This is a genomic window from Labrys sp. E2SS-1L (assembly GCF_057073705.1).
This window is the reverse complement of the sequence record NZ_CP172712.1, coordinates 4946334-4971718: the sequence shown is the minus strand read 5'-3', so window position 1 is coordinate 4971718 and position 25385 is coordinate 4946334. Positions and strand designations below refer to the sequence as shown.

Here is a 25385-nt window from a genome sequence, read left to right as displayed (position 1 = left end):
GTGGGATTTGGAGTGTCAGCCTCCTGCTGACATATCTGTCGACGGATACGGTGGTTTCTGGATGTCAGCCCCGCTCCATCAAGCGATGGAGCTGTGAAGCTGGCGCTCCAATCTCCGTTCAAGTCAAAGCGCCTGGTCAGCGGCGACCGGTCAGCATCAGGAGATTGCCGGCCAGCACGACCGCCAGGCCTGTTATGGCGAGCGCGCTCCAGACATAGCCCTCGAAGATCGTCGAAATGGCCAGGGCGACCACCGGGAACAGCACGGTGGAATAGCCGGCCCGGCTGGCGCCGATGCGCGACAGCAGGGTGAGGTAGGCCGCAAAGGCCAGGACCGAAGAGAGCAGGGCCGACCAGAGCAGCGCGCCGAGATAGGGCAGGTTGGGCTCGATGATGAAGGCCTGCCCGCGCGCGAGGCTGAAGGCGAACAGGAAAAGCGAGCCGTAGACCATGCCCCAGGTGGTGGCGGAGGTAAGGGAAATGGCGCGGTTCTTCAGGCTGAGAGTCAGCATGTTGCCGAAGCAGAAGCTGAGGGTGCCGACCACGCACAGGATGAGGCCGGTAAGGGCGGCGCTCGAAAGATGGTCGCCGGCAAGCTGCGGCACGAACATCAGGCCGACTCCGGCAAAACCCATCAAGGCGGCGGCAACCGAGCGCAGGCTGGGTTTCTGGCCGAAAATCAGGGCACTCAGCACGATGTTGAACACCGAAGCCAATGAAAAGACCACGGCGAGCAGGCCGGAGGGCGTCGACAGGCCGCCATAGTAGAAGCACAGGAAATTGGTGGAAAAGAGCAGCAGGCCGAGCCCGGCGAAGCTGAGATGGTCCTTCCAGGCAAAGGATAGCGGAGCGCCCGACAGCACGACCCAGCCCAGCATCATCACCGCGGCGAGCAGGAAGCGCCACAGCAGCGACACTTCCGGCGCGACCACGCCGAGCTGCATGTGCAGCGCGATCCAGGACGTGCCCCAAACGAAAACGACCCCGGCATAGAGGCCGAGATCGGTAGCTCCGAGAGGCGCTGCCTCGCTCGGTCCTGCCTTCAAAGTCGTGCTGGTCATGCCTTGGATTATCGGGGGATTTGCCGGGCTGGTCCAATCAAGCTCGCGAATGGAAATCATCGCGCCGGTTGATGGTTGCGCGGGATGGATGCTTCAATCCGTCCGTGATCATCGCGCTCCGAACAAGCCCCCTCCCCGGCGATGGGAGCTGCGCGGCATGGATTCTTCGTTTCGCTCGATTGACAAAACTCAGTAAGAATTTTTTACTTATATGAATATTTTTTTCTAATAGGTGAAGTATCGAATAGGATTTCCGTTAACTGATAGGAGAAATGTGTATGTCGAGGCGTGATACGTATCCAATCCGCATATTTCTGACTGTCGTGGCCGTTACTTTCCTGTTTTCTTCGGCGCCACCAGCGAGAGCGTTTGAAGACACCGGCAAATACCAGCCGATCAGCGAAACCGAGGCCGAAAGGACGATCACGCTGACGGGGCGCGACCTCACCTACCAGCAGGTTGTCGAGATCGCCCGCAACGGCGCCAGGGTCGAGCTCAGCCCCGAAGCGCGACAGCGCTCGGCCGATGCCTATGGCCTTCTGCTGCAGGGCGCCGCCGAGAACGTCACGATCTATTGGTTCAATCGCGGCGCCGGGGATCAGCGGGAGACGGTGATCTTCTCCGGTGATCCGACCACCCCGGAGAACACCAAGCTTTTGAAGGACCAGCAACTCGCGCGGTTCAAGGACGGTGTCAGGGACGGTTATGGGCCGGAGATCCGGGAAGAGGCCCTGGTGCGTGCCATCATGGCCATTCGCGCCAATACGATGTCATACGAGGCCGCCAGTCCGCCCCTGACGCAGATCCTCGTCGACATGCTGAACAAGCGCGTCACGCCCGTCGTGCAGTCGCGCGGCACGCTCGGCGAGGGCGATCTGAACACCCTGGGCAATATCGGCGCCGCGATGGTCGGGGAGGGGGATGCCTATTACCGCGGCGTCCGGATGCCCGCCTCCCAGGCTCTCGCCCAGGCCGGCATCAAGCCCCTCGAACCTTTTGCCGCGGATGAAGCAGCATTGATCAGCACGAATGCCTATGCGCAGGCACAGGCGGTTCTGCTGCTTGAGGACTCCCGCAGGCTGCTGGAATGGACCGATCTCGTCTATGCGATGGACCTGCTTGGCATGAATTCCAGCGTCACGCCGATTTCCGCTCCGGTCCAGTCGATGCGCCCTTATGGCTGGCTCACCTGGAACGCCGCCCGCATCATGGACATGATCAAGGGCAGCTATCTGTTCGACGAGGACGCCGCCCGTATCATCCAGGATCCGGAGAGCATGCGGGCCTCGAGCCAGCGGCAGGGCTCGGCCTGGCAGGCCTGGGCGGATCTCAGGGATTCCGTCAGCCTTTCCATCAATTCATCGGATCACAACCCGGCGACCATACCGGGGCTCACCCCGGAAAGTTCCTGGGAACTGAGCACGCCGCAATTCATGAAGTACCACGTCAAGGGCGGCAAACTCAGCGGCGGCAAGTCGGGCTACATCTTCTCCAACGCGAACTGGGATCCCTACCCGCTCGCCAATCAGGTCGAAGCGTTCACCCTCGCCCTGACGAATATGGGCGTGGTGATCGCCCAGCGGATCGAACGGTTCAAGAACCCGTTCTTCACCGTGGTCAAGCCGGCCGATGTCCTGAACGCCGAAACGCGGAAGAACGCGCCGACATTCGGTGGTTACCTGCCGACCGACCTGTGGCAGGAGCTTGCCGAGATGGGCACGCCCGTCACGCCGGCCGGCCAGGCCATCGTCTCGACGGTCGAAGACCTCCAGGCGCAGACCAGGATCAAGACCGAACGTGCCCGCAAGGCCGTCGACCTCTCTTTCGAACTGCTCGCGCATGACCTGCTGACCGCGAGTTACTGGATGGAGATCCGCAAGATCCAGAATCCATCCCGCAATTTCGGCAAGGCACCTTCCGAAGCGCTCGCGGCGCTGCGTCAGGTCGTGCCGTGGCAGCAATCCGCACAGGATCGTCCGAAACGCCCGATCGGCATGGTGGTCTATGATTTCATGCAGGCCAACCCGGCATCGAAATTCTATGCCGGCGGACCGAAGCCACCGCAAGGCCGGCCATTGCCGAAGGCGGGGCCGCAATAGCCGACAGGCGACGGGTGCCGCTCCGCGGCGGCACTCGCTGTATCAGATCGCGAACAGCCTGACCTGTCATTCCCTTCCCACCGCCTTTGGCGGTGCCGGGAATGACGGCACTTCCGTTTGCATAGAGGTCAAATTGCGTGACCTGGTGGCAATTCGCGGCGCTGCGAATCACGGTCCTGGCGGAGTGCGGCGTTTTGCCCGAACGTGCTTTGCCCGGCTGGTTCAGTAAGCTTTCTCGTCGAAGATCGGATCGATCTTTCCGCCCCATTCGCCGTGATAGCGGGCCAGCATTTCGTCGGCGGCGGTCACGCCGCTTTCGACGACGTCGTCAAGGCCGTCGAGGAAGTGCTCTTCGTTGCGGCCTTCCCAATCCTCGATGTTGCGGGCCTTGAGGCCCTGGCGCGCAATGGCGAGGGCGCGCAGGGCGATGTCGCGCACGCTTTCATTGCGGAACGGCGTTTTCAGGGCCTGCCGGCTGACGCTGTCGCGCAGGGCCTGGCGCTCGGCCTCGCTCCAGTCCTTGACCAGGTCCCAGGCCGCGTCGAGCGTGTCGTTGTTGTAGAGCAGGCCGACCCAGAAGGCCGAGAGTGCGGCAAGCTTGCCGGTTGGCCCGGCATCGGCGCCGCGCATTTCCAGATAGCGCTTCAGCCGCACTTCCGGGAACAGCGTGCCGAGATGGTTGGCCCAGTCCGACATGGTGGCGCGGACGCCCGGCAGTTGTGGCAGGGTGCCGGCCAGGAGGTCGCGGAACGAGGCGCCGGCCACGTCATGATAGACGTCGCCGCGCTTGACGAAATAAAGCGGCACGTCGAGGGCATAGTCGACATAGCGCTCGAAGCCCATGCCGTCCTCGAAGGCGAAGGGCAGCATGCCGGTGCGGTCGAGATCGGTGTGGCGCCACACTTCCGAGCGCAGCGACAGGAAGCCGTTGGGCCTGCCCTGCAGGAAGGGTGAATTGGCAAAGATGGCGGTGGCGATCGGCTGCAAGGCGAGCGAGACGCGCAGCTTCTTGACCATGTCGGCTTCTGAGGAGAAGTCGAGATTCACCTGCACCGTCGAGGTCCGGTACATCATGTCGAGACCCATCACGCCGACCTTGGGCATGTAGTTCGTCATGATCTCGTAGCGGCGCTTGGGCATGCGCGGTGTCTCTTCCCGCGTCCATACCGGCGACATGCCGAGGCCCAGGAAGCGGATGCCGAGCGGGCCGCCGATCTCGCGCACCTGGGCGAGATGGGCGTGGATTTCCGAACAGGTCTGATGGATCGAGTTCAGGGGCGCGCCGGAGAGTTCGAACTGGCCGCCGGGTTCCAGTGAAATGGCACCGCCGCCGGTGATGTCGAGCATGCCGATGATATGCTCGCCTTCCATGATCGGTTCCCAGCCGAGCATGGCCTGCAGGCCCTCGAGCAGCGCACGGATACCGTTGGGGCCTTCATAGGGAACTGGCTGGTGCGTGCCGGCCCGGAAGGGAAACTTCTCGTGTTCCGTACCGATGCGGAACTGGGACGGAGGTTTAACGCCCTTTTCGATCCAGGCGACGAGTTCGTCGCGCGAGCCAATGGGAGTTGAATCGATTACGTCGCGGGCCATGCGGGCAGAACCTTACAAAACGGCCCGGACCATAGACAGTGCCATCCGGGAAAACAATCAGGCGCCGACACAAGATCGCGTCAAAAGTGTGAGGGGAAAAGGAGAAGGCAAGTCCCGCCCCCTCCTGCCGCGGCCGGTGCCATGTCTCAGCGCCAGTCTCCACGAGCGGCCTGCACCAGAGCAAGGGCCGCCACCGCCGCCGTGTCGGCGCGCAGGATGCGGGGGCCGAGCGAGAGGCGGGTATGGGACGATATCCGGCCGATCGCACTGCGCTCGATATCGTCGAAGCCGCCTTCCGGGCCGATCAGCACGGCCAGCGGCCCCCTGGGAACGCTGGCGAGCGCCTCGAGCGGGCTGGCGATCGCGGCGCTCTCGTCGCAGAAGATCAGGTGCACGCCGGGATCCCAGACCTCGGCAAGGCGCATGAGGTTCTGTTCAGGCCTGATCTCGGGCACGGAAATCACGCCGCATTGCTCGGCCGCCTCGATGGCGTTCGCCCGCATGCGCTCGAGATTGACCCGGGAGACCTGGGTGCGACGCGTGATCACCGGCTCGATGGTGCCGACGCCCATCTCCACCGCCTTCTGCACCATGTAGTCGAGCCTTGCATGCTTGAGCGGCGCGAACAGCCAGCGCAGCGTCGGCATCGGGGTCTGGGGCCGGGTCTGTTCCTCGACTTCCAGGCCGATGCGCTTGCCTTCATGGGCGACCGCGGCAGCGAATTCGCCGTCCGCGCCGTTGAAGACCAGGATGCGGGCGCCCGCCTTCAGGCGCAGGACATTGCCCAGATAGTTCTGCTGCGTCTTGTCGAGCGCGACGGGCTGTCCTTCGCCGAGCGGCGCATCGACGAAAAGCCGGACGGAAAGAAAATCATAGGCGGCCATGTACCGGGTCTTTTTTCTCTAGAGCAAAGCGCGTCCGCGCATGAACGCTCGTTTGCTGCAATTCTTTGTTTCGAAGCGTCTTTGCGGTTACTGCCATCACGTTCGAATTACAAAACACACCACAAAAACAGGGGGCGGACGTGCCATCAAGCTGCCCCGAACTTGCGAGATCAATAGTTCCTCTGTATCGAGAGTGTCACCACCAATCTTGCGGATGTCCTCATGTTGCGTCTCGTTTCGATTTCCCTCGTCGCCGGCACCTTGCTGGCTGCAGCGCCCGTCGCAGCGCAGGAGTCGGCGCCGATCGGCAATCAGTTCTGCAACAAGGACCTGCAGCCGATGATCGATCGCCGGACGAAGATCGCGACCGCTTTGCAGGCGATCAACAAGCGCGGCCGGCCCAAGACCTTCGAGCAGGCCAAGAAGACATTCAACGAGTTCTGCGGCAGCCTCTCCTCCTATATCGAGAATGACAAGAAGATGTTGGACTACATGCAGTCCAACAAGGAATTCTGCTCGATCACGGACGAGAACATCAAGCAGATCACGGCCGACCTGACCCAGACTCAGAAGACCAAGGCCAAGATCTGCTCCCATCCGCCGCGCCAGCAGGCCGCTCCGCAGCCCGGTCGTGGCGGCGGGGGGGGGCCCGCTGCGCCCAAGCCGCCCGTCAATCTGCGCCTGCAGTAAGGGGAGAGCGCCGGCATGGGGCCGCTTCCCGCCGAGGCTGGTCCAACCGGGCTGGCGAACAAGGTGGCCGACGCCCCTACCGGCAATTGGGTCGACCGCTATGCGCCGGCTGCCTGGCGGCCTTTTCTGCGCCTGTCGCGCGCCGATCGTCCGATTGGCGGCTGGCTCCTGATGTGGCCCTGCTGGTGGTCGGCGGCACTTGCAGCCCTCCACCACGGCACCGTTGCCCAGACGCTCTGGCATCTTGCCCTGTTCCTGATCGGCGCTTTCATCATGCGCGGTGCCGGCTGCACGCTCAACGACCTCGTGGATCGCGACATCGATGACAAGGTCGAGCGTACGCGCTCGCGGCCGATCCCGTCCGGGCAGGTCACCGCCCTTGCTGCCGCGGCCTGGCTGGCAGCCCAGGCCCTGGCCGGCCTTGGCATCTTGCTGCAGTTCAACCTTTTCGCCGTGCTGCTGGGCATTTCCTCACTGGCGGTGGTGGCTGTCTATCCCTTCATGAAGCGGATCACCTCCTGGCCGCAGGCCGTTCTCGGTCTTGCCTTTTCCTGGGGTGCGCTGATGGGCTGGGCGGGCGCTGCGGCAGGGCTGGCTCTGCCGGCGCTGTTGCTGTTCGCCGGATCGGTGCTGTGGGTGATCGCCTATGACACCATCTATGCCTGCCAGGACAAGGAGGACGATGCGATCGTCGGCGTACGCTCGACGGCGCTGCTGTTCGGCGACAAGGCCCGCGGTGCGGTCGGTGTCTTCTACGCCGGCGCCGTGGTGCTGATCGGGCTGGCCCTGGCAGCCAACGGCGCCGGCCTGCTGTCCTATCTCGGCCTCATCGGTTTTGCGTTTCATCTCGCCCAGCAGGTCGTGCGCTTCGATCATCGCGACGGTACGCTGTGCCTGAACCTGTTTCGCTCCAACCGCGATGCCGGTGCCATCCTGTTTGCCGGCCTGATGGCGGATTGCCTCTGGAACTGGCTCTGAAGCGGCCGTCAAGCCATCATCGCCGGCAGGGCCGCAGCCAGGGCATCGACCGTCACGCGCACCTTCCGCGGCAGATGCGGCGTTTCCAGCCATAGCGCATAGGCATCGTAGAGATAGTCCGGCTGATCCGGCAGGAGCTTGATCAGTATCCCGGCCTCGAGGCGCTCGCGGACCAGCCAGGAGGGCAGCCAGGCCAACCCCATGCCGGCCGCCGCCGTGTCGGCGATGGCGGCGAGATCGTCCAGCCGCAACCAGCCGTTCGGCATGAATTCCCGCGGCTGTCCCTGCGCCGCCGGGAAAAGCCAGGGGCGGATCCGGCCTGAGCGGCGATAGATGACGCAGGCATGACCGGCGAGGTCCTCGACCTGTAGGGGCGTGCCATGATCGGTGAGGTAGGAGGGGGCGGCACACAGGATCATGCGCTGGCGCGCGACACGGCGCGCGATGATGCCGGCCCTGTCGTCGAGCATGCCGGTGCGGATCGCCAGATCGCAACCGTTCTCGGCAAGGTCGATGATGGGATCGCCCAGCGACAGATCGAATTCGAGGGCAGGATGCCGTTGCGCGAGTTCCAGCAGGACCGGCATGACGCAGTGGCGGCCGAACAGGGCTGGCATGGCCACCCGCAATCTGCCCCGTGGTTCGGACAACTGGTCCGCCGCGAGCGCGTCCGCGGCCTCGGCCTCCGCGAGCACGATGCGGCAACGCTCGTAATAGGCCCGGCCGAAATCGGTCAGACTATGGCGGCGGGTGGTCCGGTTGAGCAGGCGGACGCCGAGGCGCTCTTCCAGGAAGCGGACATGCTTGCCCGCCATCGGCCCCGACAGATCGAGGGCGGCCGCCGCCGCGGCGAAGGAGCCGAGATCGACGGCCCTGACGAAGACGGCCATGCTTTCGAGGCGATCCATTATTCAAAACCAATGGTTTCTTCTGCTCTGCCAGAACCATCATTTATCGCGGAAACTCGCTGACGCATAGCTTATTCAGTTCAATTGATTAGGAGTTGCGTCGATGTCTCGCGTCATTCGCTTCCATCGGCATGGCGGCCCGGAGGTCCTGCTCATCGAGGAGGCAGAGCTTCCTTTGCCGGGTCGGGGCGAGATCCGTATCCAGGTCAAGGCACTGGGGCTCAACCGGGCGGAAGCCTTGCTGCGCAAGGGCAGCTATATCGAGACGCCGGGCCTGCCGTCGGGACTTGGCCTGGAGGCAGCGGGCGTGGTCGAAAGCATGGGTGCCGGTGTCGACGGTTTCTCGCTCGGCGATGCCGTCAGCATCATACCGCCGCAATCGATGGTACGCTGGCCGGCCTATGGCGAGTTGGCAACCTTTCCTGCCGACCTCCTCGTCAAGCATCCGTCGTCACTCGGCTGGATCGATGCCGCAGCGCTCTGGATGCCATATCTCACCGCTTATGGGGCCTTGATCGACATTGCCGGGCTCCGGCCGGGGGAGTTCGTGGCGATCACGGCCGCCTCGAGCAGCGTGGGGCTGGCGGCGATCCAGATCGCCAACCATGTCGGCGCCCGGCCGATTGCGATCACGCGGACTTCCGCCAAACGGCAAGCCTTGCTGGCTCAGGGGGCCGGCGCCGTCCTTGCGGCCGAGGAGGAAGATCTCGAAGCGCGCCTGAAGGCGATCGCCGGGCCGCAAGGGGTGAGGGTGGTGTTCGATGCGATCGGCGGCCCGCTCTTCGTACCGCTCACGGTCGCCATGGCGCGCGGTGGCATGCTGATCGAATATGGCGGCCTGAGCAGCGAGCCGACGCCTTTTCCGCTGTTCACGGTGTTGAGCAAGAGCCTGACGCTGCGTGGCTATCTCGTCCACGAGATCACGGGCGATCCCGCGCGCCTGAAAGCTGCCAAGGGCTTCATCCTCGATGGGGTGCAGAAAGGTGCGCTTCGCCCCGTGATCGCCAGGACCTTCGCCTTCGACGAGATCGTCGAGGCTCATCGCTTCCTGGAGAGCAACCTGCAGCTCGGCAAGGTCGTGGTGACATTGTGAGCGATCTGCCCCGGTTCCGGTCGGAACGTGGTTCTGTCCGGAACCGGGATGCTGATTTCCGAAGTGTTCAGTGCTCCTGCAGCTGTTCGGCGAAGCGGATCAGATTGCCGTGGCAATCCGTGATCGAGAATTCGCGCGTCCCCCAGGGCTTGGCCTCGAGATGACCCTTGCGGTGCACGATGTTGAGCGCGTTGAAATGCTCGTAGAGTGTCGCGATGCCGGTGACTTCCAGCCAGCAGCTGGTCGCCTGCGGCACCCGGCGGTTGCCTGTCAGCCAGAAGCTGAGGCGCACGCCGTCTCGATGCAGGAGCAGGAAGGAAATGTCGCTGTGCAGCACCTCGAAGCCGAGCTTCTGGTAGAACTGCGTGGTCTCCTCGAAGCTGAGCGAGGCAAGGGTGGGGATGGCGCCGGTGAGGCGTGCGGTCACGGCCTGGTTCATGAGGTCGCCACCTTTTCCAGGATGCCGCGCCAGGCTGCCTGTTGAACGGCAGTGGCACCATCGTCGGCGTGCAGCCGTGCGGCCTCGCCGCCCGAGGCAAGGTGCAGCACCAGGCTCGGCCTGTCGCCGGGCTCGACGCTGCCGCCCGACAAGGGCTTCTCGTTGAGGTGCCAGTCGAAGCCGGGGTCGAGCACGTTCAGCCAGGGTCCCATCCTGACGATCCTCACCAGCGGCCCGCCATGGCTCTGCCTGACGCCGTGATTGGCGACTTCCAGCCTGACCGGAATGGCTTCGGCGGCTACGGCCTCCAGCACGGCCTGCAGGTCGACGGGCTTACCGGCCGGGGCGGCATCGGCTGCTGCCGCGGCAGGCCGGGAGAAGGAGATGGGCTGCACGTCTTCAGGCCAAGCAAGGTCGGCCAGGAGCCGCTCGAAGGCGGCATGATCAGCCCTGTCACGGGCGTAGATCTTCCAGAGCGCGCCGCCTGCCGCATCGAACAACTGGATGCTGCGCAACGGCCCCTTGGGGTTGGCATCCTCTACATAGAAGGCATGCGCAACCGTTGATGGTATTAAGGTAAGAGAAAATCCTGCGCCGGTGAAACGAATCTCGCCATCGGATTCGACGCCAGCAGGAAAGGTCACATCCTTTTCGTGCACGGCCGACTCGTTGCGGATGAGTGACATGACGGTACCCAGGTGCGGCAAGGCAGCGCAGAGCGCGTCGATCCGGACGGCCAGGCGTTTCACACCTTCGTCGATCCGGGTCTCCAGCAGGGCGGCTTCCGAAACCCCCAATTGCGCCGCGGCATCGCGAATGCGCAATCCGGACTGACTTTCCCGGAGAGACTGCCACCGTTGTTTTAACTCGCTCATTTCCCTTCTTTCCTTCGGTTCTGATCGGCGCAAAATAGAAAAATTCAAAACTGGACGTCAGAAGGAATTATGCAGTTTAGAATAAAGAAAAACTGCGCAAATTATGCTAATAAAATCAAGCATTAATTCCTTGACACGTCCTGTTTGCTGCCGCAAATCGCTCAAAATTGTATGAAACGGCGTCTGCTTCTACAAGATAAATTATCTGCAGCGCAGTTTTGAATAATTATACGTTGCGGAGCCGAGATGGTCAGGTCGAATTACATGCGCAGTCGCAGCCTTGCGACAGTAGCTGCTCTTGCCTTGCTGGCGGGAAGCGTGACGCTGGCGCGCGCCCAGCAGGCTCCTGCCGGCCAGGCTGCCGCGGCCGACGAGCCGGTGGTGCTCGATACCGTAACGGTAACGGCGACCAAGACTTCGGAGAAGCTGATCGACACGCTGGGTGGTGTCAGCCAGATCACCCAGGCAGAGATCGACCGGGCCCAGCCCGCTTCGGTTTCGGATCTGTTGAAGACGGTGCCGGGCGTCGCCACGCAGGTGAGTTCGAACGACCCGATGCAGTCGATCAACATTCGCGGCCTGCAGGATTTTGGCCGCGTCAACGTGCTGGTCGACGGTGCGCGGCAGGACTACCAAATCTCCGGCCATGGCGCGAATGGCAGCTTCTATCTCGAGCCGGAGTTCATCGACAATATCGACATCGTGCGCGGGCCGATCTCCAATCTCTACGGCTCGGGCGCTATCGGCGGCGTGGCCTCCTTCACCACCCGCGGCATCGATTCCATCCTGACTCCGGACCAGAACTGGGGCGTGGAGCAGAAGGTCGGCGTGTCCTCCAATGGTCTTGGCGCCTTCACCTCGACCTCGGCAGGCATGCGCTTCGGCACGGTCGCCGACATCTATGGCCAGTTCATCTATCGCGGCGCCGGCGACTATCGCGACGGCGCCGGCGATCGCGTTCGTGACAGCAACAGAGACAATTTTGGTGGCTTGCTGAAGTTCAATTATCACCCTGGTGATGGGCAGACGATCAGCTTGAGTGCCCTAAGTCAGAAGTTTGATTTTACAAACAATGGTACAAGTAGAGAAGGATCACGCTTTCGGAACGACGTGAATACGTCGACTCTCACGGCAGGGTATAAATTCGAAAGCCCGGACAATCCCTGGATTAATTTCAACGCGAAAGTCTATTACTCGGAAACCGAGAACGAGCAGACTTTGATACGCCCGGACGAAACCTATGCGGGCCTTGGTGCGAAGCCGGGTGATAAAATCAACGACCGCATCGGAACTGTTGGTTTCGACATATACAATACCTCGCGCTTTTCGACAGGCGTGATTGATCATACCCTGACCTATGGCGGAGATGCTGCATTCGACAAGGTCAAGGTTCACGATCAGGCGGGCGGCTATGTCTCAGCATTCACGCCGTCTGGCGACAGGCGACTGCTCGGCGCTTATATTCAAGATGAAATGCGTTATAGCGACTGGCTGCGTGTGCAGGCTGGCTTACGTTACGACGACTACAAGTTGGAAGGCGGGAGATACAATTCGAGTGGCTCGCATTGGTCACCGAAACTTACTATCGGTGTAACACCGATCAAGGGCATCGAGCTCTATGGTACTTATGCGGAAGGTTATCGCGCACCATCTCTTTCGGAGACGTTGATTTCCGGAGTGCACCCGTTCCCAGCCTTCTTTATTTTGCCAAACCCCAATCTGCGGCCGGAAGTCGGGCGGAATATCGAGGCGGGTGCCAATATAAAGTATGACAATGTCTTTCGCGGGGGTGACAATTTCCGAGCCAAGATCACGGGCTTCGTGAACAATGTCGACAACTACATCGATACCGCAAATGTCGGAAATGCCTATTTCGTTCCCGGTGTTCCTGGCGCTCCTCCTGGAATTTGCTCGACTGTCCCTCCATTCGGACCCCCATATTTTTGTTTCCCAATTCGGTCGCTGCAATATGTGAACATCGCTAAGGCGCGCCTGATGGGTGTCGAACTGGAGGCGGCATATGATTGGGGCGGCGGCTTCGTCTCGATTGCGGGCTCGCATACCAATGGCAAGAACACGTCCACCGACCTGCCGCTCAACACCGTGGCGCCCAACAAGGTCAGCGGCACCGTGGGCCTGCGCTTTCTGGATGACCGCCTGACGATCGGTTCACGCGTCACCCTGGTCGGAGCGACGTCCCGCAAGGTGGACGAGCCCAGCGGGGGCTATGGCCTGGTCGACGTCTTCGCCAGCTACAGATACAGCGACAATGTCAGCGCCAGCCTGGCGGTCGATAACATCTTCGACCGCCGCTACAAGGCGTTCCTCAATTCCGATTACTCCACCGGCCTGGCGGCGAAGTTCGCGCTCACCGTCAAGCTCGCAGGCAAGTGAGGGGGCGGTGATGGGAAATTCCGAACTCAATCGTCGTGGTATCCTAGGTGGAGCCCTGGCCGGTGCGTTCGCCTTGCTGGCCCTGCCGTCCGTCGCGCGCGCCGAAGGCATCCAGCGCGTGGTCTGTGCCGGCGCGGATGTCACCGAGATCGTGGCCAGGCTGGCCGGCGTCTCGGTCATCCAGGGCGTCGATTCCACATCCAAGGCCCCGGCCGAGGTGACCAAGCTGCCATCCATCGGCTATCTCAGGCAGATCTCGGTGGAAGGCATCCTCTCCCTCAAGCCGGACCTCCTGATCGCCAATCGCGATCTGGGACCGCCGACGGCGGTGGAGCAGTTGCGCAGCACGGGACTGCGCATCGAGATCGTCTCCTTCCCCCTGAACGGGGAGGGCATGGCGGCCAAGATCAAGCATGTCGGCGCCTTGCTCGGCCGCGAGAAGGATGCCGAGGCGCTGGCTGCGACGGTAAGTGCCACCATGGTTGATGTCGCCAAGCGCCTTGACGGCATCACCAGCCATCCCAAGATCGGCTTCATCCGCTCCATCGACGGCGGCACGCCGATGGCGGGCGGCAAGATGGGGCTGGTCGATGCCACTTACGCCCTGGCCGGCGGCGCCAATGCCTTCGGCGATTTCCCCTTGTTCAAGCCAGTGTCGCGCGAGGTGCTCGCTGCCACGCCGCCGGATTTCGTCCTGGCCGACAGCGCGGTCGTTGCCAATACGGGCGGGGCGACGGCCTTTCTCGATCAATTGGGACTGACCTCGGCCTTTGCCGGCAAGCCCGACCGGCTGGTCGAGACCGACCTTTCCACGCTGTTCAGTTTCGGACCGTCGGCGGCCACGCAGATCCAGTCGCTGGCGCGGCGCCTGCATCCGGATCGGTTCTCGGGGTAGGATGATGAGTCTGGTGCAAGTCACACCGCGAAGCCTTGCCCAAGGCCTCTCGCCGCACCGGCGGGAGGCTTTGGTGCAGGCTGGCCTCGCGCTGCTGCTGGCGGCGGTCCTGGCCATGGGCCTCAGCTTCGGCGGCGTGCGCATTCCGGTCTCGACCTGGTTCTCGACGGCGACGGGTAGCTGGGATCTCTATTCGGGTATCCTGGTCAACATTCGCCTGCCGCGCGTGCTGCTGGGCATGCTGGTCGGAGCCGGCCTTGCCATGTCCGGGGCCGGTATGCAGGCCCTGTTCCGCAACCCCCTGGCCGATCCCGGGCTGACGGGGGCGGCGTCCGGCGGCATCCTCGCCGTGGTCGCCGGCATCGTCTTGCTGGAGCATGTCGGTGGCACCGGCGGCCTCGGCAGCTATGCGCTGCCCGCCGCGGCAGCGGCGGCCTGTGGCCTGTCCACGGTGATCACCTATCGCATCGCGCGCGATCGCGACGGCCATGTCAGCATCGCCAATCTCCTGCTGGCGGGCATCGGCATCAACGCTTTGGCCATGGCCCTGATCGGCCTGTTCATCACCATCGCCGACGACGCCCAGCTCCGCTCGATCCAGTTCTGGATGATGGGTTCGCTTTCGGGTGCCAACTGGATCGCCGTGCTGGCGGCGGGCGTGGCGCTCGCAATTGCGGCCGTGCTGCTCGCACAACAGGCGCGTGGGCTCGACGCCTTCACGCTCGGCGAAAGCGAGGCCTTTCTTTCGGGCGTCGACACCGTCCATCTCAAGCGCATGGTGATCGCGGCGACAGCCCTGGCGATCGGCGCGGCCGTCGCCTTTACCGGCCTGATCGGTTTCGTCGGCCTGATCGCACCCCATTGCGTGCGCCTGCTGGGCGGGCAACGCTACCGCTTCGTACTGCCGGCCTCGGCCCTGCTGGGAGCTGCACTGGTGGTGGCGGCCGATACGGTGGCCCGGGTCGCGATCACGCCGGCTGAGCTGCCGATCGGTCTCGTCACCAGCCTGATCGGCGGGCCGGTCTTCATCGCCATTCTGAAGAAGGCCCAGCGCGCATGAGCCTTCAATTCGGCAATCTTCAAGTCCGCGATCTCCAAGTCCGCGATCTCAAGGTCGAGCGCAATGGCCGCCCGGTGCTGCACGACATCTCGTTCGCAGCGGTATCAGGCCGCGTTCTCATCGTGATGGGGCCGAACGGTGCCGGCAAGACGACCTTGCTCGCCGCGATCGGCGGAGCCATCAAACCGGCCAGCGGCGGGGTCGACTTCGGCGGGGTCCCGCTCACGGGCCTGCGCCCGGCTGCGATGGCGGCTCAACGTGCCTATATGGCGCAGCATTTCGATTGTCCCTTTGCCTACAGCGTCGAGGACATCGTGGCCCTGGGCCGGCTTTGCCATGCCGGTACGCCGCGCGCCGCGCGGGACAAGGCAGCGATTGCGGCAGCGCTTGCCAGCGCCGATCTCGCAGCCCTGGCCCGCCGACCCGTTACCATGCTCTCGGGCGGCGAACGCCAGCGCGTGGCCTTCGCCAAGGCCGCGGCGCAGATCTTCGACCGCAGCCAGGCAGGCGAGCCGCATCTCGTCATCCTGGACGAGCCGGTGTCCAGCCTCGATCCCGAACACCAGCACCGCCTGCTCGGCCAGGCCCGGCAACTGGCCAAGCAGGGCGCGACCGTGGTGGTCACCCTGCACGACCTGACGCTGGCCTCGATCTATGGTGACGATGCGCTGGTGCTCGATCGCGGCCGCATTGCGGCGCAGGGCGCCATGGCTGAAACCCTTACCCCTTCCCTCATCGAGCGTGTCTTCAAGGTGCGTGTGGGTACCGCCATCCAGGATGGCGGCCCCAGCATCATGCACGCCGTTCCACAGGACCAAGCCGCATGACGAAATTGTCCCGCTTCGCTGCCGTACTGGCACCCGCGACGATGCTTTTCCTGGCACCCCTGCCGGCCCTGGCTGCCGATGTGTCGATCGACCTCAACAAGCTCGAGACCCAGAACGGTAATTGCCGGCTGACCATGGTGCTGGTGAACGGACGCGCGGAAGCGGCGCAGAGCCTGCGTGCCGATCTGGTGATGTTTGGAGCGGACGGCGTGGTCGCCAAGCGGCTGGCCGTCGATCTCGCCCCGATCCCGGCCAACAAGACCATCGTCAAGGCTTTCGACGTCGCCGGGCTCGCCTGCGAGGGCATCGGCAGCATCCTGCTCAACGACGTGCCGAGCTGCCAGTTCACCAATGGCAAGGCAGGGGCTCCTTCCTGCCTCGAGGCGGTCAGTGTCAGTTCGAAGGCCGGACCTAAATTTTTCAAGTGAGGCCGAATTCTTCAATTGAGGCTTGGTTCAAACAGGCGTCGAAACAAAGAGTGAGAGCGAGAGTGCCATGACCGAAACCGCCACGCATTTTTCCTTCGTGAATATGCTGCTCAACGCCGATCCGGTGGTGAAGGCCGTCATGCTGATCCTTGTGATCTCCTCGGTCTTGTCCTGGGGCCTGAGCTTCGAGACGGTGAGGCGGCAGGCGAAGCTGCGTCGGCTGCTGAAAGCCGCAACGGCCAAGGGCCTCGGCGCGGCGCCGGCCGTAGGGCAGGCCTTGCATGCGCAGGGCGAGCAATCGGCCGGGCTTGCCGTGCCCGGCGAAACCGGCGGCGAATATCGAGCCCGGATCGAGCGAGCCATGCGCGAGGCGGCCGGCGGGCTGGTCGGCGCCAGCGATGCCGGTCTGTCGATCCTCGCCACCATTGCCGCCGTGACGCCCTTCATCGGGCTGTTCGGCACGGTGTGGGGCGTGATGAACTCCTTCTCCGCCATTGCCGGCGCCAACGACACCTCGCTGGCCACCGTTGCTCCGGGCATTGCCGAAGCGCTGTTCACCACGGCGCTCGGCCTGGTTGCGGCCATTCCCGCTCTGATCGCCTATAATCGATTGTCGCAAGGCATGGCCGGCCTCGGCCGCTTGTTCGAGCAGGTCCTGCGCCGCGAAGCGGAAACCATGGCGGCCCGCCGCGGAACGTCCGCCAAGGCCATTGGCTTCAGGGAGGCGGCAGAATGAGCTTCTCCCTCCACGAGCCCGAAGGCGGCGAAGCGTCTGGCTATGGGTCTTGGGCGCCCAAGGCCGTTTCAGACATCAATGTGACGCCCTTCGTCGACGTGATGCTGGTGCTGCTCATCGTCTTCATGGTGACGGCGCCCATGCTGGCGGCCGGCGTCAAGGTCGATCTGCCCAAGGCGAGCGGCGTGGCGGCGATGTCGCCCACCAAGGAGCCGCTGGTGGTTTCCATCAAGGCGGATGGCTCGCTCTATATCGGGCAGGACGCCCGCAGCGGCGAGGCTTTCGATGCCGATATCCGTGCCCGTCTCGCCGCCGATCCCAAGGTGATGGCGCATATCCGCGCCGACGCCAGCGTGCCCTATGAGAAGGTGCTGGATCTGATGGCCGATCTCAGCCGCAACGGCGTGAGCCAACTTGCCTTCATCGGCAAGGCCGACAAGGCGGCTGCCCAGCCATGACGTCGGCCGACATCTTCAGGGATTGGCGGGTCGGCATGATCGCGGGAGCGGCGCTCCTGCATCTGACGGCGTTCGCCGGTGCCTGGGTGATGGTGCCGCATGACGGCGTGGAAACGCGCTTGAATCGCCCGATCGAGGCATCGCTGATGCCAGCGCCTTCGAATGATGCCGTAAACGAGGTAAGTTCGCCGCTGTCGCAGGAGGTCGTCTCGCCGGTAGCCGAGAGCGAGGCGCTGACCGAGGATACCGTCACCGAGATATCGCCCGATGCGGTCGCCGCCGAGCCCGCGGCGCCTCACGAGCAAAGCGCGGAATCCCCGCCCGTACAGGTGGCCGAAGAGGCTCTCCCGACGCCTGTCGAGCCGGACAGGATGGCAGCGCTGGTGCCTGACGTCGTCACCACAACGTCGACGCAGCCCAGCGCGACCGTTGCAACCGTTCCCGACACTGTGCGGAGCGAGACGGTGACGGAGCCGAAAAAGCCGATGATCGAGAAGCCCATTCCGGAAAAGCCCAAGAAAAAGGTTGAGAAGCCTAAAGAGCAACCCTTGAAGACGAAGGCGGTCGAAACGCCGGTCAAGGATAAGCCGGAGGTCAAGCGATTGGCCAAGCTCGATACGACCACGCAGACTCGCCATGCGCAGAAAGGCGGAGAGGGGGCGATGTCGGACATCGGTGTCGCCGACAGTGCCCGAACCAATGGTGCTGCGGTGAAAAAATACAATGCCATTCTTGTCGCGGCCGTGAATAGTCGCGTGAGGGCCATGGGCGGAATCGCGTGCCAAGGTGGCAGGCGTGCCAATGTTGGCTTCAATGTCTCCGCATCGGGTAGCGTTGGCAGCGTACGTCTCAGCAGCCCGTCGGGGGACTCTGCACTGGACAGAGCCGCGCTGGCGGCCGTCCGCGGAATATCGCCGCCGCCTCCACCGGGAGGCGCCGTTTCGCGCATCGTCCCCGTTCAATGTCCAAGATCCTAACAACGAAAGGAACCACCCATGTTCATCGCCATGAACCGCTTCCAGGTGAAGAAGGAATCCACCGCGGATTTCGAGACCGTCTGGCGCGATCGTGAAGTGCATATCGACAAGCTGCCCGGCTTCGTCTCCTTCCACCTGCTGCGCGGGCCGGAGCGGGAGGACCATGTCCTGTATTCCTCGCATGTGGTCTGGCGGTCCAAGGCCGATTTCGAGGCCTGGACTCAGTCGGAGGCTTTCCGCCTGTCGCATCGTAATGCCGGCAAGGGCCCGGCGCTGACGCTCGGCCACCCCGTCTTCGAAGGTTTCGAGGTCTTGCAGACTTTGGATGCGCCGACTGAGAGCAAGGCGGCCTGATCATCACGCATTTCCCCCCGCTACGAGGGGAATGACGGGCGGGTTTCGGCCTCGTCCTCCCGGGAGAAGGCGACCTCCAGCTTCCGGGGAGACCAGGGCAGGAACCCGCCCGTTTTCTATGCACTGCCTTGTGAGAGATGCTCGTCTGGCATCGCAGGCATCTCAGTGACATGCTTGCATGTCGCGATTGCCTGCTCTTCTTCTCAAACGGTCGAAGTGCTCTAAAGGCAGGCAGGGATGTGATCCCAGAAGTAGCGATTCCTCTCACAGCACCGTCCGCTTGAGGATCTCCGCCGTCTCGGCGTTGGCGGGGTAGAAACATTCCAGCGCCAGCTCCGACAGGGTGATGTCGACGGGCGTGCCGAACACGGTGGTGGTGGAGAAGAAGCACATCAGGCCCTGCGGTGTCCTGAGCTCGAAGGGCACGACGATGCCGCCGAGATCGGCGCGGGGCTTGCTGCGCGAAGCCGGAACCGGATAGGCGGAAAGTTCCTCGAGGAGACGAGCGAGGATCTCGTCGCCGCTGACGGCGATCTGCTGGCGCAGGCGCTCGAGCAGATGATCGCGCCATTCGGGCAGATTGGCGGTGTGGGGCGCGAGACCGCCGGGATGCAGGCCGAGGCGCAGCACATTGACCGGCGGCTCCAGCAGGCTCTTGTCGGCAACTCCGACCAACAAGGGTGCGATCGCCTTGTTGGCGGCGACCAGCGTCCAATGGCGGTCGACCGCAAGGGCGGGGTAGGGCTCATGCCCGCCGATCACCAGGTCGATCGCCTCGCGGGCCGGGGCGAGGGCCGGATCATCCAGCCCGCGCTCTTGATAGACCGGTGCGTAACCGGCCGCGAGCAGCAGGGCATTGCGCTCGCGCAGCGGCACTTCCAGCCTCTCGGCCAGATGCAGCACCATCTCGCGGCTTGGCTTGGAACGGCCGCTTTCCATGAAGCTGAGATGGCGCTGGGAGATTTCCGCCTCCAGCGCGAAATCGAGCTGGCTCATGCGGCGATGCTGGCGCCAGGCGCGCAGATGGTCGCCGACTCCCCGGGGGGCCCTCGCCTGCGGCGAGCCGCCCGGTCGGCGGGCGACCTGGATGCTGCCACGGGCGCTCATGCCGCTGCCGGGACCTGGTCGAGGAAGCCATTCACTTCGCGCAGCCGCCCCTGGTCGAGCCGGGCGAAGTCGGTGCCTTTGATCGGCCCATCGGCGCCTTCCGGACCGAGCTGCCAGGAGAAGCGGATCTGATCGCCATGGCCGTCCGCCTCGCCGATCAGGGAGAAGAGAAAATCGGGGAAGCGCTGCTGCACGGCTGCGATCAGGCCATCGATCTCGTCATGGCCCTGGCCGCGCATCAGCGGGTCGACATAGAGGGCGTCATGCGTCCAGGAGGCATCCAGCAGGGCGCGCCGGCGCCCAGGATCGGTCTCGTTCCAGGTGGCGATATAGATACGGGCAATGGTGGCGGGATCGGTCATCGACATGTTCCTATTGGCAGGCCTGATTGCTTCAGGCCCGCTCAGCATGGCCGGGAGAAGGGGGCGTCTCAATTACGCGCCAGGTAATCAAGGCGGTCTTTCTGGACGAATCTTTCCGAAGGCACATTATCGTCGTTGTCGACATGTCCTGGCCTTCCGGTCGCGCCTGTTTACAAGGTTGCAGGAAACACGGAGTGTCAGCCTCTGGCTGACATCTTGTTTCCTTTCTTCAAGATGTCAGCCAGAGGCTGACACTCCAAATCCGCTTTCATGAAAACCGCAAGCGGCGACAGGGATGTTTCGGTCGGCAGGCCGCAATTTCGTGAGCGGAGAACACTGTGTCCCTCGATCCACCGCCCGCCGGCCTTGTCAGCGAACGTCTTCTGCTCAGGTCCTTCACACCCGATGACGCCGACGAGATCTTTGCCTGCATCACGCCGAGCCTGACGCGTTTCATGGCATGGGAGCCTTTGCCGTCACGCGAGGCCTTTGCCTCGATCTGGCGCAATTGGGAGACCTTGGCCGAGGTGGGCAGCGATCACATTTTCGTCGTCCGCCGGCGGGATGGACTGTTTCTCGGCCTGGCAGGGCTGCATCGGGCCGCGAGCAAGACGCCGGAACTCGGTATCTGGATCCGGGAAGACGAACATGGGCGCGGCTATGGCCGTGAGGCTGTCGCTGCGATTGCCGACTGGGCGTCCGAGGACCCGGCCGTGCGATATTTCGAATATCCCGTCGCAGAGGCGAATCTGGCAAGCCGCCGGATTGCCGAGGGCCTGGGTGGAATCCCGGCGGCCGAGCGGCGTGACAGGAAATATACCGCCGTGATTTATCACGTGCCGCGGCGACGCCGCTGACACGCCTTGCGTGGCCAACCGCTCAGAACCCATGGTTCTCGCTTGCACGTACTGGCCGGCTCGCCTAAATCCGAGCCATGATCGAGAAGGATGGGGCAGGGCGTATGGCCCGGGGGTTGAGTGCGGGCGAGGCGTTGCCTCTGCTGATCGAGGCTGTGAGGGAAGCGGGCGAGATCGGGCTCGGCTTTGCGCGCGAAGGGGCCCGTGTCTTCGACAAGGCCGACAAGTCGCCGGTCACCGAGGCCGATCTTGCCATCGATGCTCATCTGGCCAAGCGGCTGCGCCACGTCTCCAGCGCGGTCGGCTGGCTGTCGGAGGAAGCCGTCGACACCGCCGAGCGGCTGGACAAGCAGCAGGTCTGGGTGGTCGACCCCATCGACGGCACGCGCGGCTTCATCGCCGGCAACGGCGAATGGGTGATCTCGGCCGCGCTGGTCGAGGCCGGGCGTCCGCTGGCGGGCGTGCTCTTGCGTCCCAGCAATGGCGATCTCTATACGGGCGGTCGCGGCCTGGGCGCCTTCAAGAACGGCGTTGCGCTCAATGCCAGCCAAGGGGCTCTCGCTGCCATCCGCACGCTGGCGGGCCCCAAGCCGATGTTCGATCTGGCCCAACGCGCCTTGCCGCGGGTCGAGCGGGCCTCGTCGATGTCGTCCTTGGCCCTGCGCATCGCCATGGTGGCGGAGGGTAGCGTCGACGGCGCTTTCGCTTCGGGATCCTCGCATGATTGGGACATTGCCGCAGCCGATATCATTCTCAGCGAGGCCGGCGGGCTTCTCACTACCGTGGCCGGCAGGGACATCGTCTATAACCGCCCCGACCCCGTGCACCGGCCGCTCGTGATGGCTGGGCGGGAGCGTCAGGGCGCCCTGGTTGCCCTGTTCGAGGGCATGAACTGAGTTTTAGAGCAAAATGACTTTTCCCTGAATTGTCATTTTGATCTAACTATTTGTTTTAACGCGTTTTCTTGATCTAAGAGTCTGTCAGATTTTCCGGAAAACGCTATAGGAGCATGGGATGAGCGAACCTCAGAAACAATTGCTGCATCTGGTCTTCGGCGGCGAGCTGAGCTCGATCGAAGGCGTGGAGTTCAAGGACCTTCAGGGCCTCGACATCGTCGGCATCTACCCGAATTATGCCAGCGCCCAGGCGGCCTGGAAGGCCAAGGCCCAGGCGAGCGTCGACAATGCCCAGATGCGCTATTTCATCGTGCATCTGCATCGCCTGCTCGATCCGACGACCGACACGACCAAGCGCTGATAACCATGGTCGATGATAGGCCCCTGGAATGATCAAGAATATCGGCCGATCCCGCTTCGTGCAGAAGGCCATCGGCGAGGGCCTCGCCGCATGGCTGAAGCTCGTGCACGGCACCAGCCGCTTTGCCGACAGTCCGGCCGATCTCTACGGGCCCATTCGCGACCAATATCCCTATATCGTGGCGATGTGGCACGGGCAGCATTTCCTGGTGCCCTTCATGCGCCGCGAGGGGCATGAGTTCCGCATCCTGATCTCGCGCCATGGCGACGGCGAGATCAACGCGGTTGCGGTGACGCGTCTGGGGCTCGGCCTGGTGCGCGGCTCGGGTGGCAGGCCCCAGCGCCAGCACCACAAGGGCGGTCCCGCGGCCCTGCGCGAGCTGGTGGCCACCCTGAAGGACGGCCAGTCGGTGGGCGTGACGGCGGACGTGCCGCGCACCGGCGGCGTGGCCGGGCTCGGCATCGTCACGCTTGCGCGCCTGTCGGGACGGCCGATCGTGCCGGTCGCCGTGGCGACCTCGAACATGATCCAGCTCTCGACCTGGGACAAGGCCGTGATCAACATGCCGTTTTCGCGCGGCGCCTTCGTGGTCGGTGATCTCGTGCATGTGCCCGAGGATGCCGACAAGGCGCTGATGGAGGCGAAGCGCCTGGAGGTCGAGAACGCCCTCGATGCGGCGCATCGCACCGCCTATGCCATGGTCGGGCGAACCTTCGTGAAGGCAGGTACGTGAGCACAGCGCTTCCCCTCAGCCTCAGGGCCTACCGGCTGGCGACGAGCTGCTTTCGTCCGTTCGCCGGCCTGTTGCTGGACAAGCGCCAGCGCCGCGGCAAGGAAGATGCTTCGCGCCGGTCCGAACGCCTTGGCATTGCCGGCCGGCCTCGGCCCGAGGGGCGGCTGGCCTGGCTGCATGGTGCCAGTGTCGGGGAAGCCATTACCCTGTTGCCGCTGGCTGCGCGCCTGGCGGCGGAAGGCTATCGTATCCTGATGACGACCGGCACCGTCACCTCGGCGGCCCTGATGGCGGAGCGCCTGCCGCCCGGGGCGATCCATCAGTTCGTGCCGCTCGATATTCCCGCCTATGTCAGGCGTTTCCTCGAGCACTGGCGGCCTGATCTCGTCTGTTTCCTGGAATCGGAACTCTGGCCGGGGATGATCGCCGAGATCAAGGCGGCGGGCATTCCCCTGGCGCTGGTCAATGGGCGGATGTCGCCGCGTTCCTTCGCGCGCTGGTGCCGCGTGCCGCGCACCAGCGCCGCGCTGCTCGGGCGCTTCGACCTCATTGCCGCACAGAGCGAGGATGACGGACGGCGCTTTGCCTCGCTCGGGGCACCGCGCGTCGTGGTCACCGGCAATCTCAAATTCGACGCACCGCTGCCGCCCGCCGATCCCGGCGTGCTCGAAGGTTTGCGGCAGGCGGTGGCGGGTCGCCCGCTCTGGCTCGCGGCGGTGACGCATGAGGGGGAGGAGGCTCTGGCGGGTGAGGTGCATGCCGCACAGAAGGACCGTTTTCCCGGCCTGTTGACGCTGATCGTGCCGCGGCATCCCGAACGTGGCGAGGCGATCGCCGCAGCCTTGCGGGAAAAGGGATTGAACGTCGCCCTGCGCTCGCGGGGCACTGCCCTGGAAGTGCGGCACGATGTCTATGTCGCAGACACGGTTGGGGAAATGGGCGTGTTCTATCGCCTAGCCCGCATCGTCTTCATGGGCAAGTCGCTGCTCGGCAAGGGCGGGCAGAATCCGATCGAACCGGTCAAGCTCGGCGCAGCCGTGCTGCATGGGCCCCATGTCCAGAACTTCGTCGAGGCTTATGGCGCGCTCGATGGCATGGGGGGGGCCGTGGTCGTGCACGGCTCGGCTGAGCTGTCCGGTGCCGTTGCGCGGCTGCTGGCCGAGCCGGCTGAGGTCGAGCGCGTCGCAGCCGGCGGCGCCAAGGCAATCGCGACGCTGACCGGGGCGCTGGAGCGGACGCTCATTGCCCTGCTACCGCTCGGGGCGGGGCGGCCATGAGCATGCGCATGAGCCTGAAGGCGCCGGCCTTCTGGTACCGACCGCGGGGCTGGCTGGCCCGCCTGCTCATGCCGCTGTCCCGTTTCTATGGCGGAAAGGTCGCGGCGCGCATGCGCCAGCCAGGCAGCCGGGCCGGCGTTCCCGTGGTCTGCATCGGCAATTTCACGCTTGGCGGCGCCGGCAAGACGCCGCTGGCGCTGGCGGTTGCCGATATCCTGATCGCGGCGGGCCAGCGCCCGGCCTTCCTCACCCGTGGCTATGGCGGCAGCGAGAAGGGGCCGCTGGTGGTCAAGCCCGACGCTGCCGCCGACAAGGTTGGCGACGAGGCTCTGCTGCTGGCGCGCAAGGCGCTGACGGTGAAGTCGATCGACCGGCCGGCCGGTGCGGCGCTGGCCATCGAGCAGGGGGCCAGCATCATCATCATGGATGATGGCTTCCAGAACCCCTCTCTCACCAAGGATTGCTCGATCATCGCCGTCGATGGCGAGACGGGCATCGGCAACGGCCTGGCCTTTCCGGCCGGCCCCTTGCGGGCCGATATCCATGACCAGATCGGCTTTGCTTCGGCGGTGGTGGTGATCGGGCCCGGCGATGCGGGAACGGCCGTCTATGATTTCGCCCGCGGCTCGAGTGTCGCCGTCTTCCGGGCCCGCATCGGCCTCGATCCGCAAGCCCCGTCTCTGCGCGGCAAGCGGGTGCTGGCCTTTGCCGGCATCGGTCGTCCCGAGAAGTTCTTCAAGACCCTGGCCGATATGGGGGCCATCATCGCCGCGACGGAGGTCTTCGCCGACCACCATGCCTTCAGTGAGGAGGAGGCGGCCAGGATCGCGGCGCGGGCACAGGCCGCGAAGCTCGTTCCGGTGACGACGACCAAGGATATGACCCGCCTCACAGGAGGCCCTGCGCGCATCGGCCTCGCCTCGATCAGCCAGACCGTGCCGATCCAGCTTTCCTTCGACGACGAGGAAGCAATGCACGATTTCCTGGTGAAGCGCTTCCGCCTGGCGGGGTGAGGACGCCTTGGAGCGCGGACATCCTGTCCGC

The 25385-nt window shown here is 64.1% G+C and carries 27 protein-coding genes; 19 read left to right on the top strand and 8 right to left on the bottom strand.

Features of this window, described 5'->3' with window-relative positions; all coding sequences use genetic code 11:
• Window positions 1–136 precede the first annotated feature (136 nt).
• A complete protein-coding gene (locus ACIGJE_RS23265; RefSeq protein WP_367626275.1) occupies window positions 137–1060 on the bottom strand; it encodes a DMT family transporter in 924 nt (307 codons plus the stop codon).
• A 278-nt stretch (window positions 1061–1338) separates the two neighbouring features.
• On the opposite strand from ACIGJE_RS23265, the gene ACIGJE_RS23260 reads away from it, so the two are divergent.
• Window positions 1339–3159, top strand: a complete 1821-nt coding sequence (locus ACIGJE_RS23260; protein ID WP_415080543.1) for an aromatic amino acid ammonia-lyase — start codon at window positions 1339–1341, stop codon at window positions 3157–3159.
• A gap of 222 nt (window positions 3160–3381) precedes the next feature.
• On the opposite strand, the gene ACIGJE_RS23255 is transcribed toward ACIGJE_RS23260, so the two are convergent.
• Together ACIGJE_RS23255 and ACIGJE_RS23250 are read right to left on the bottom strand one after the other, a co-directional pair.
• Window positions 3382–4752: a glutamate--cysteine ligase gene (locus tag ACIGJE_RS23255; protein ID WP_415080544.1), complete on the bottom strand. Its 1371-nt coding sequence runs from the start codon at window positions 4750–4752 to the stop codon at window positions 3382–3384.
• Window positions 4753–4898: 146 nt separating this feature from the next.
• The gene (locus tag ACIGJE_RS23250; RefSeq protein WP_311943278.1) at window positions 4899–5636 is read right to left on the bottom strand and encodes a 16S rRNA (uracil(1498)-N(3))-methyltransferase; all 738 of its coding nucleotides are present in this window, start codon (window positions 5634–5636) and stop codon (window positions 4899–4901) included.
• A 222-nt stretch (window positions 5637–5858) separates the two neighbouring features.
• Here ACIGJE_RS23250 and ACIGJE_RS23245 point away from each other — a divergent pair, with 222 nt between their 5' ends.
• Entirely contained in the window at window positions 5859–6326 is a 468-nt protein-coding gene (locus ACIGJE_RS23245) for a hypothetical protein (RefSeq protein ID WP_311943275.1), read from the top strand.
• A 15-nt stretch (window positions 6327–6341) separates the two neighbouring features.
• Window positions 6342–7304, top strand: coding sequence for a 4-hydroxybenzoate octaprenyltransferase (ubiA, locus tag ACIGJE_RS23240; protein ID WP_415080545.1), 963 nt, complete (start codon window positions 6342–6344; stop codon window positions 7302–7304).
• A gap of 8 nt (window positions 7305–7312) precedes the next feature.
• On the opposite strand, the gene ACIGJE_RS23235 is transcribed toward ubiA, so the two are convergent.
• Window positions 7313–8212, bottom strand: a complete 900-nt coding sequence (locus tag ACIGJE_RS23235; RefSeq protein ID WP_483678764.1) for a LysR family transcriptional regulator — start codon at window positions 8210–8212, stop codon at window positions 7313–7315.
• A gap of 103 nt (window positions 8213–8315) precedes the next feature.
• Here ACIGJE_RS23235 and ACIGJE_RS23230 point away from each other — a divergent pair, with 103 nt between their 5' ends.
• Entirely contained in the window at window positions 8316–9305 is a 990-nt protein-coding gene (locus ACIGJE_RS23230; RefSeq protein WP_311943270.1) for a zinc-dependent alcohol dehydrogenase family protein, read from the top strand.
• Between the two features lie 67 nt (window positions 9306–9372).
• On the opposite strand, the gene ACIGJE_RS23225 is transcribed toward ACIGJE_RS23230, so the two are convergent.
• Both ACIGJE_RS23225 and ACIGJE_RS23220 read right to left on the bottom strand, forming a co-directional pair.
• Window positions 9373–9744, bottom strand: coding sequence for a bleomycin resistance protein (locus ACIGJE_RS23225; RefSeq protein WP_311943268.1), 372 nt, complete (start codon window positions 9742–9744; stop codon window positions 9373–9375).
• Window positions 9741–10568: a ChuX/HutX family heme-like substrate-binding protein gene (locus ACIGJE_RS23220; protein ID WP_311943266.1), complete on the bottom strand. Its 828-nt coding sequence runs from the start codon at window positions 10566–10568 to the stop codon at window positions 9741–9743. Before ACIGJE_RS23220 ends, ACIGJE_RS23225 begins: the two co-directional genes overlap by 4 nt.
• Window positions 10569–10883: 315 nt before the next feature.
• On the opposite strand from ACIGJE_RS23220, the gene ACIGJE_RS23215 reads away from it, so the two are divergent.
• The 9 genes from ACIGJE_RS23215 (at window position 10884) to hmuQ (ending at window position 18748) form a co-directional block, all read left to right on the top strand.
• Window positions 10884–13013: a TonB-dependent hemoglobin/transferrin/lactoferrin family receptor gene (locus ACIGJE_RS23215; RefSeq protein ID WP_311943264.1), complete on the top strand. Its 2130-nt coding sequence runs from the start codon at window positions 10884–10886 to the stop codon at window positions 13011–13013.
• A 10-nt stretch (window positions 13014–13023) separates the two neighbouring features.
• Window positions 13024–13908, top strand: coding sequence for a heme/hemin ABC transporter substrate-binding protein (locus tag ACIGJE_RS23210; RefSeq protein ID WP_311943262.1), 885 nt, complete (start codon window positions 13024–13026; stop codon window positions 13906–13908).
• Between the two features lie 73 nt (window positions 13909–13981).
• On the top strand, window positions 13982–14968 hold the full coding sequence (locus ACIGJE_RS23205) for a FecCD family ABC transporter permease (RefSeq protein WP_311943261.1): 987 nt from the start codon (window positions 13982–13984) through the stop codon (window positions 14966–14968).
• Window positions 14965–15795, top strand: a complete 831-nt coding sequence (locus ACIGJE_RS23200; RefSeq protein WP_311943259.1) for an ATP-binding cassette domain-containing protein — start codon at window positions 14965–14967, stop codon at window positions 15793–15795. The genes ACIGJE_RS23205 and ACIGJE_RS23200 overlap by 4 nt, the downstream gene beginning before the upstream one ends.
• Window positions 15792–16223: a hypothetical protein gene (locus ACIGJE_RS23195; RefSeq protein WP_415080549.1), complete on the top strand. Its 432-nt coding sequence runs from the start codon at window positions 15792–15794 to the stop codon at window positions 16221–16223. Before ACIGJE_RS23200 ends, ACIGJE_RS23195 begins: the two co-directional genes overlap by 4 nt.
• 67 nt (window positions 16224–16290) lie before the next feature.
• Window positions 16291–16959 carry a MotA/TolQ/ExbB proton channel family protein gene (locus ACIGJE_RS23190; protein WP_394311761.1) on the top strand — a complete coding sequence of 223 codons (669 nt, stop codon included), beginning with the start codon at window positions 16291–16293 and terminating at the stop codon, window positions 16957–16959.
• A complete protein-coding gene (locus ACIGJE_RS23185; RefSeq protein ID WP_367626265.1) occupies window positions 16956–17417 on the top strand; it encodes an ExbD/TolR family protein in 462 nt (153 codons plus the stop codon). Before ACIGJE_RS23190 ends, ACIGJE_RS23185 begins: the two co-directional genes overlap by 4 nt.
• A complete protein-coding gene (locus ACIGJE_RS23180) occupies window positions 17414–18394 on the top strand; it encodes an energy transducer TonB family protein (RefSeq protein WP_415080550.1) in 981 nt (326 codons plus the stop codon). Before ACIGJE_RS23185 ends, ACIGJE_RS23180 begins: the two co-directional genes overlap by 4 nt.
• Before the next feature lie 18 nt (window positions 18395–18412).
• Window positions 18413–18748, top strand: coding sequence for a heme-degrading protein HmuQ (gene hmuQ, locus ACIGJE_RS23175; protein ID WP_149251786.1), 336 nt, complete (start codon window positions 18413–18415; stop codon window positions 18746–18748).
• Window positions 18749–19012: 264 nt separating this feature from the next.
• Here hmuQ and ACIGJE_RS23170 read toward each other — a convergent pair whose 3' ends face one another.
• A complete protein-coding gene (locus tag ACIGJE_RS23170) occupies window positions 19013–19855 on the bottom strand; it encodes a helix-turn-helix domain-containing protein (protein WP_394311767.1) in 843 nt (280 codons plus the stop codon).
• Complete coding sequence (locus ACIGJE_RS23165; protein ID WP_415080551.1) at window positions 19852–20217, bottom strand: nuclear transport factor 2 family protein; 366 nt, start codon at window positions 20215–20217, stop codon at window positions 19852–19854. The genes ACIGJE_RS23170 and ACIGJE_RS23165 overlap by 4 nt, the downstream gene beginning before the upstream one ends.
• 338 nt (window positions 20218–20555) lie before the next feature.
• On the opposite strand from ACIGJE_RS23165, the gene ACIGJE_RS23160 reads away from it, so the two are divergent.
• The 6 genes from ACIGJE_RS23160 to lpxK all read left to right on the top strand — a co-directional run bounded on the left by ACIGJE_RS23160 (window position 20556) and on the right by lpxK (window position 25354).
• Window positions 20556–21074: a GNAT family N-acetyltransferase gene (locus tag ACIGJE_RS23160; RefSeq protein WP_311943243.1), complete on the top strand. Its 519-nt coding sequence runs from the start codon at window positions 20556–20558 to the stop codon at window positions 21072–21074.
• Between the two features lie 77 nt (window positions 21075–21151).
• A complete protein-coding gene (locus tag ACIGJE_RS23155; RefSeq protein ID WP_415080552.1) occupies window positions 21152–21970 on the top strand; it encodes a 3'(2'),5'-bisphosphate nucleotidase CysQ in 819 nt (272 codons plus the stop codon).
• Between the two features lie 118 nt (window positions 21971–22088).
• Window positions 22089–22331 carry a DUF4170 domain-containing protein gene (locus ACIGJE_RS23150; protein WP_367626259.1) on the top strand — a complete coding sequence of 81 codons (243 nt, stop codon included), beginning with the start codon at window positions 22089–22091 and terminating at the stop codon, window positions 22329–22331.
• Between the two features lie 28 nt (window positions 22332–22359).
• The gene (locus tag ACIGJE_RS23145) at window positions 22360–23064 is read left to right on the top strand and encodes a lysophospholipid acyltransferase family protein (protein ID WP_311943238.1); all 705 of its coding nucleotides are present in this window, start codon (window positions 22360–22362) and stop codon (window positions 23062–23064) included.
• Window positions 23061–24341: a 3-deoxy-D-manno-octulosonic acid transferase gene (locus ACIGJE_RS23140; protein ID WP_415080553.1), complete on the top strand. Its 1281-nt coding sequence runs from the start codon at window positions 23061–23063 to the stop codon at window positions 24339–24341. Before ACIGJE_RS23145 ends, ACIGJE_RS23140 begins: the two co-directional genes overlap by 4 nt.
• Window positions 24338–25354 (top strand): tetraacyldisaccharide 4'-kinase, encoded by a 1017-nt coding sequence (lpxK, locus tag ACIGJE_RS23135; protein ID WP_367626257.1) that lies wholly within the window; start codon window positions 24338–24340, stop codon window positions 25352–25354. The genes ACIGJE_RS23140 and lpxK overlap by 4 nt, the downstream gene beginning before the upstream one ends.
• The last annotated feature ends 31 nt before the right edge of the window (window positions 25355–25385 follow it).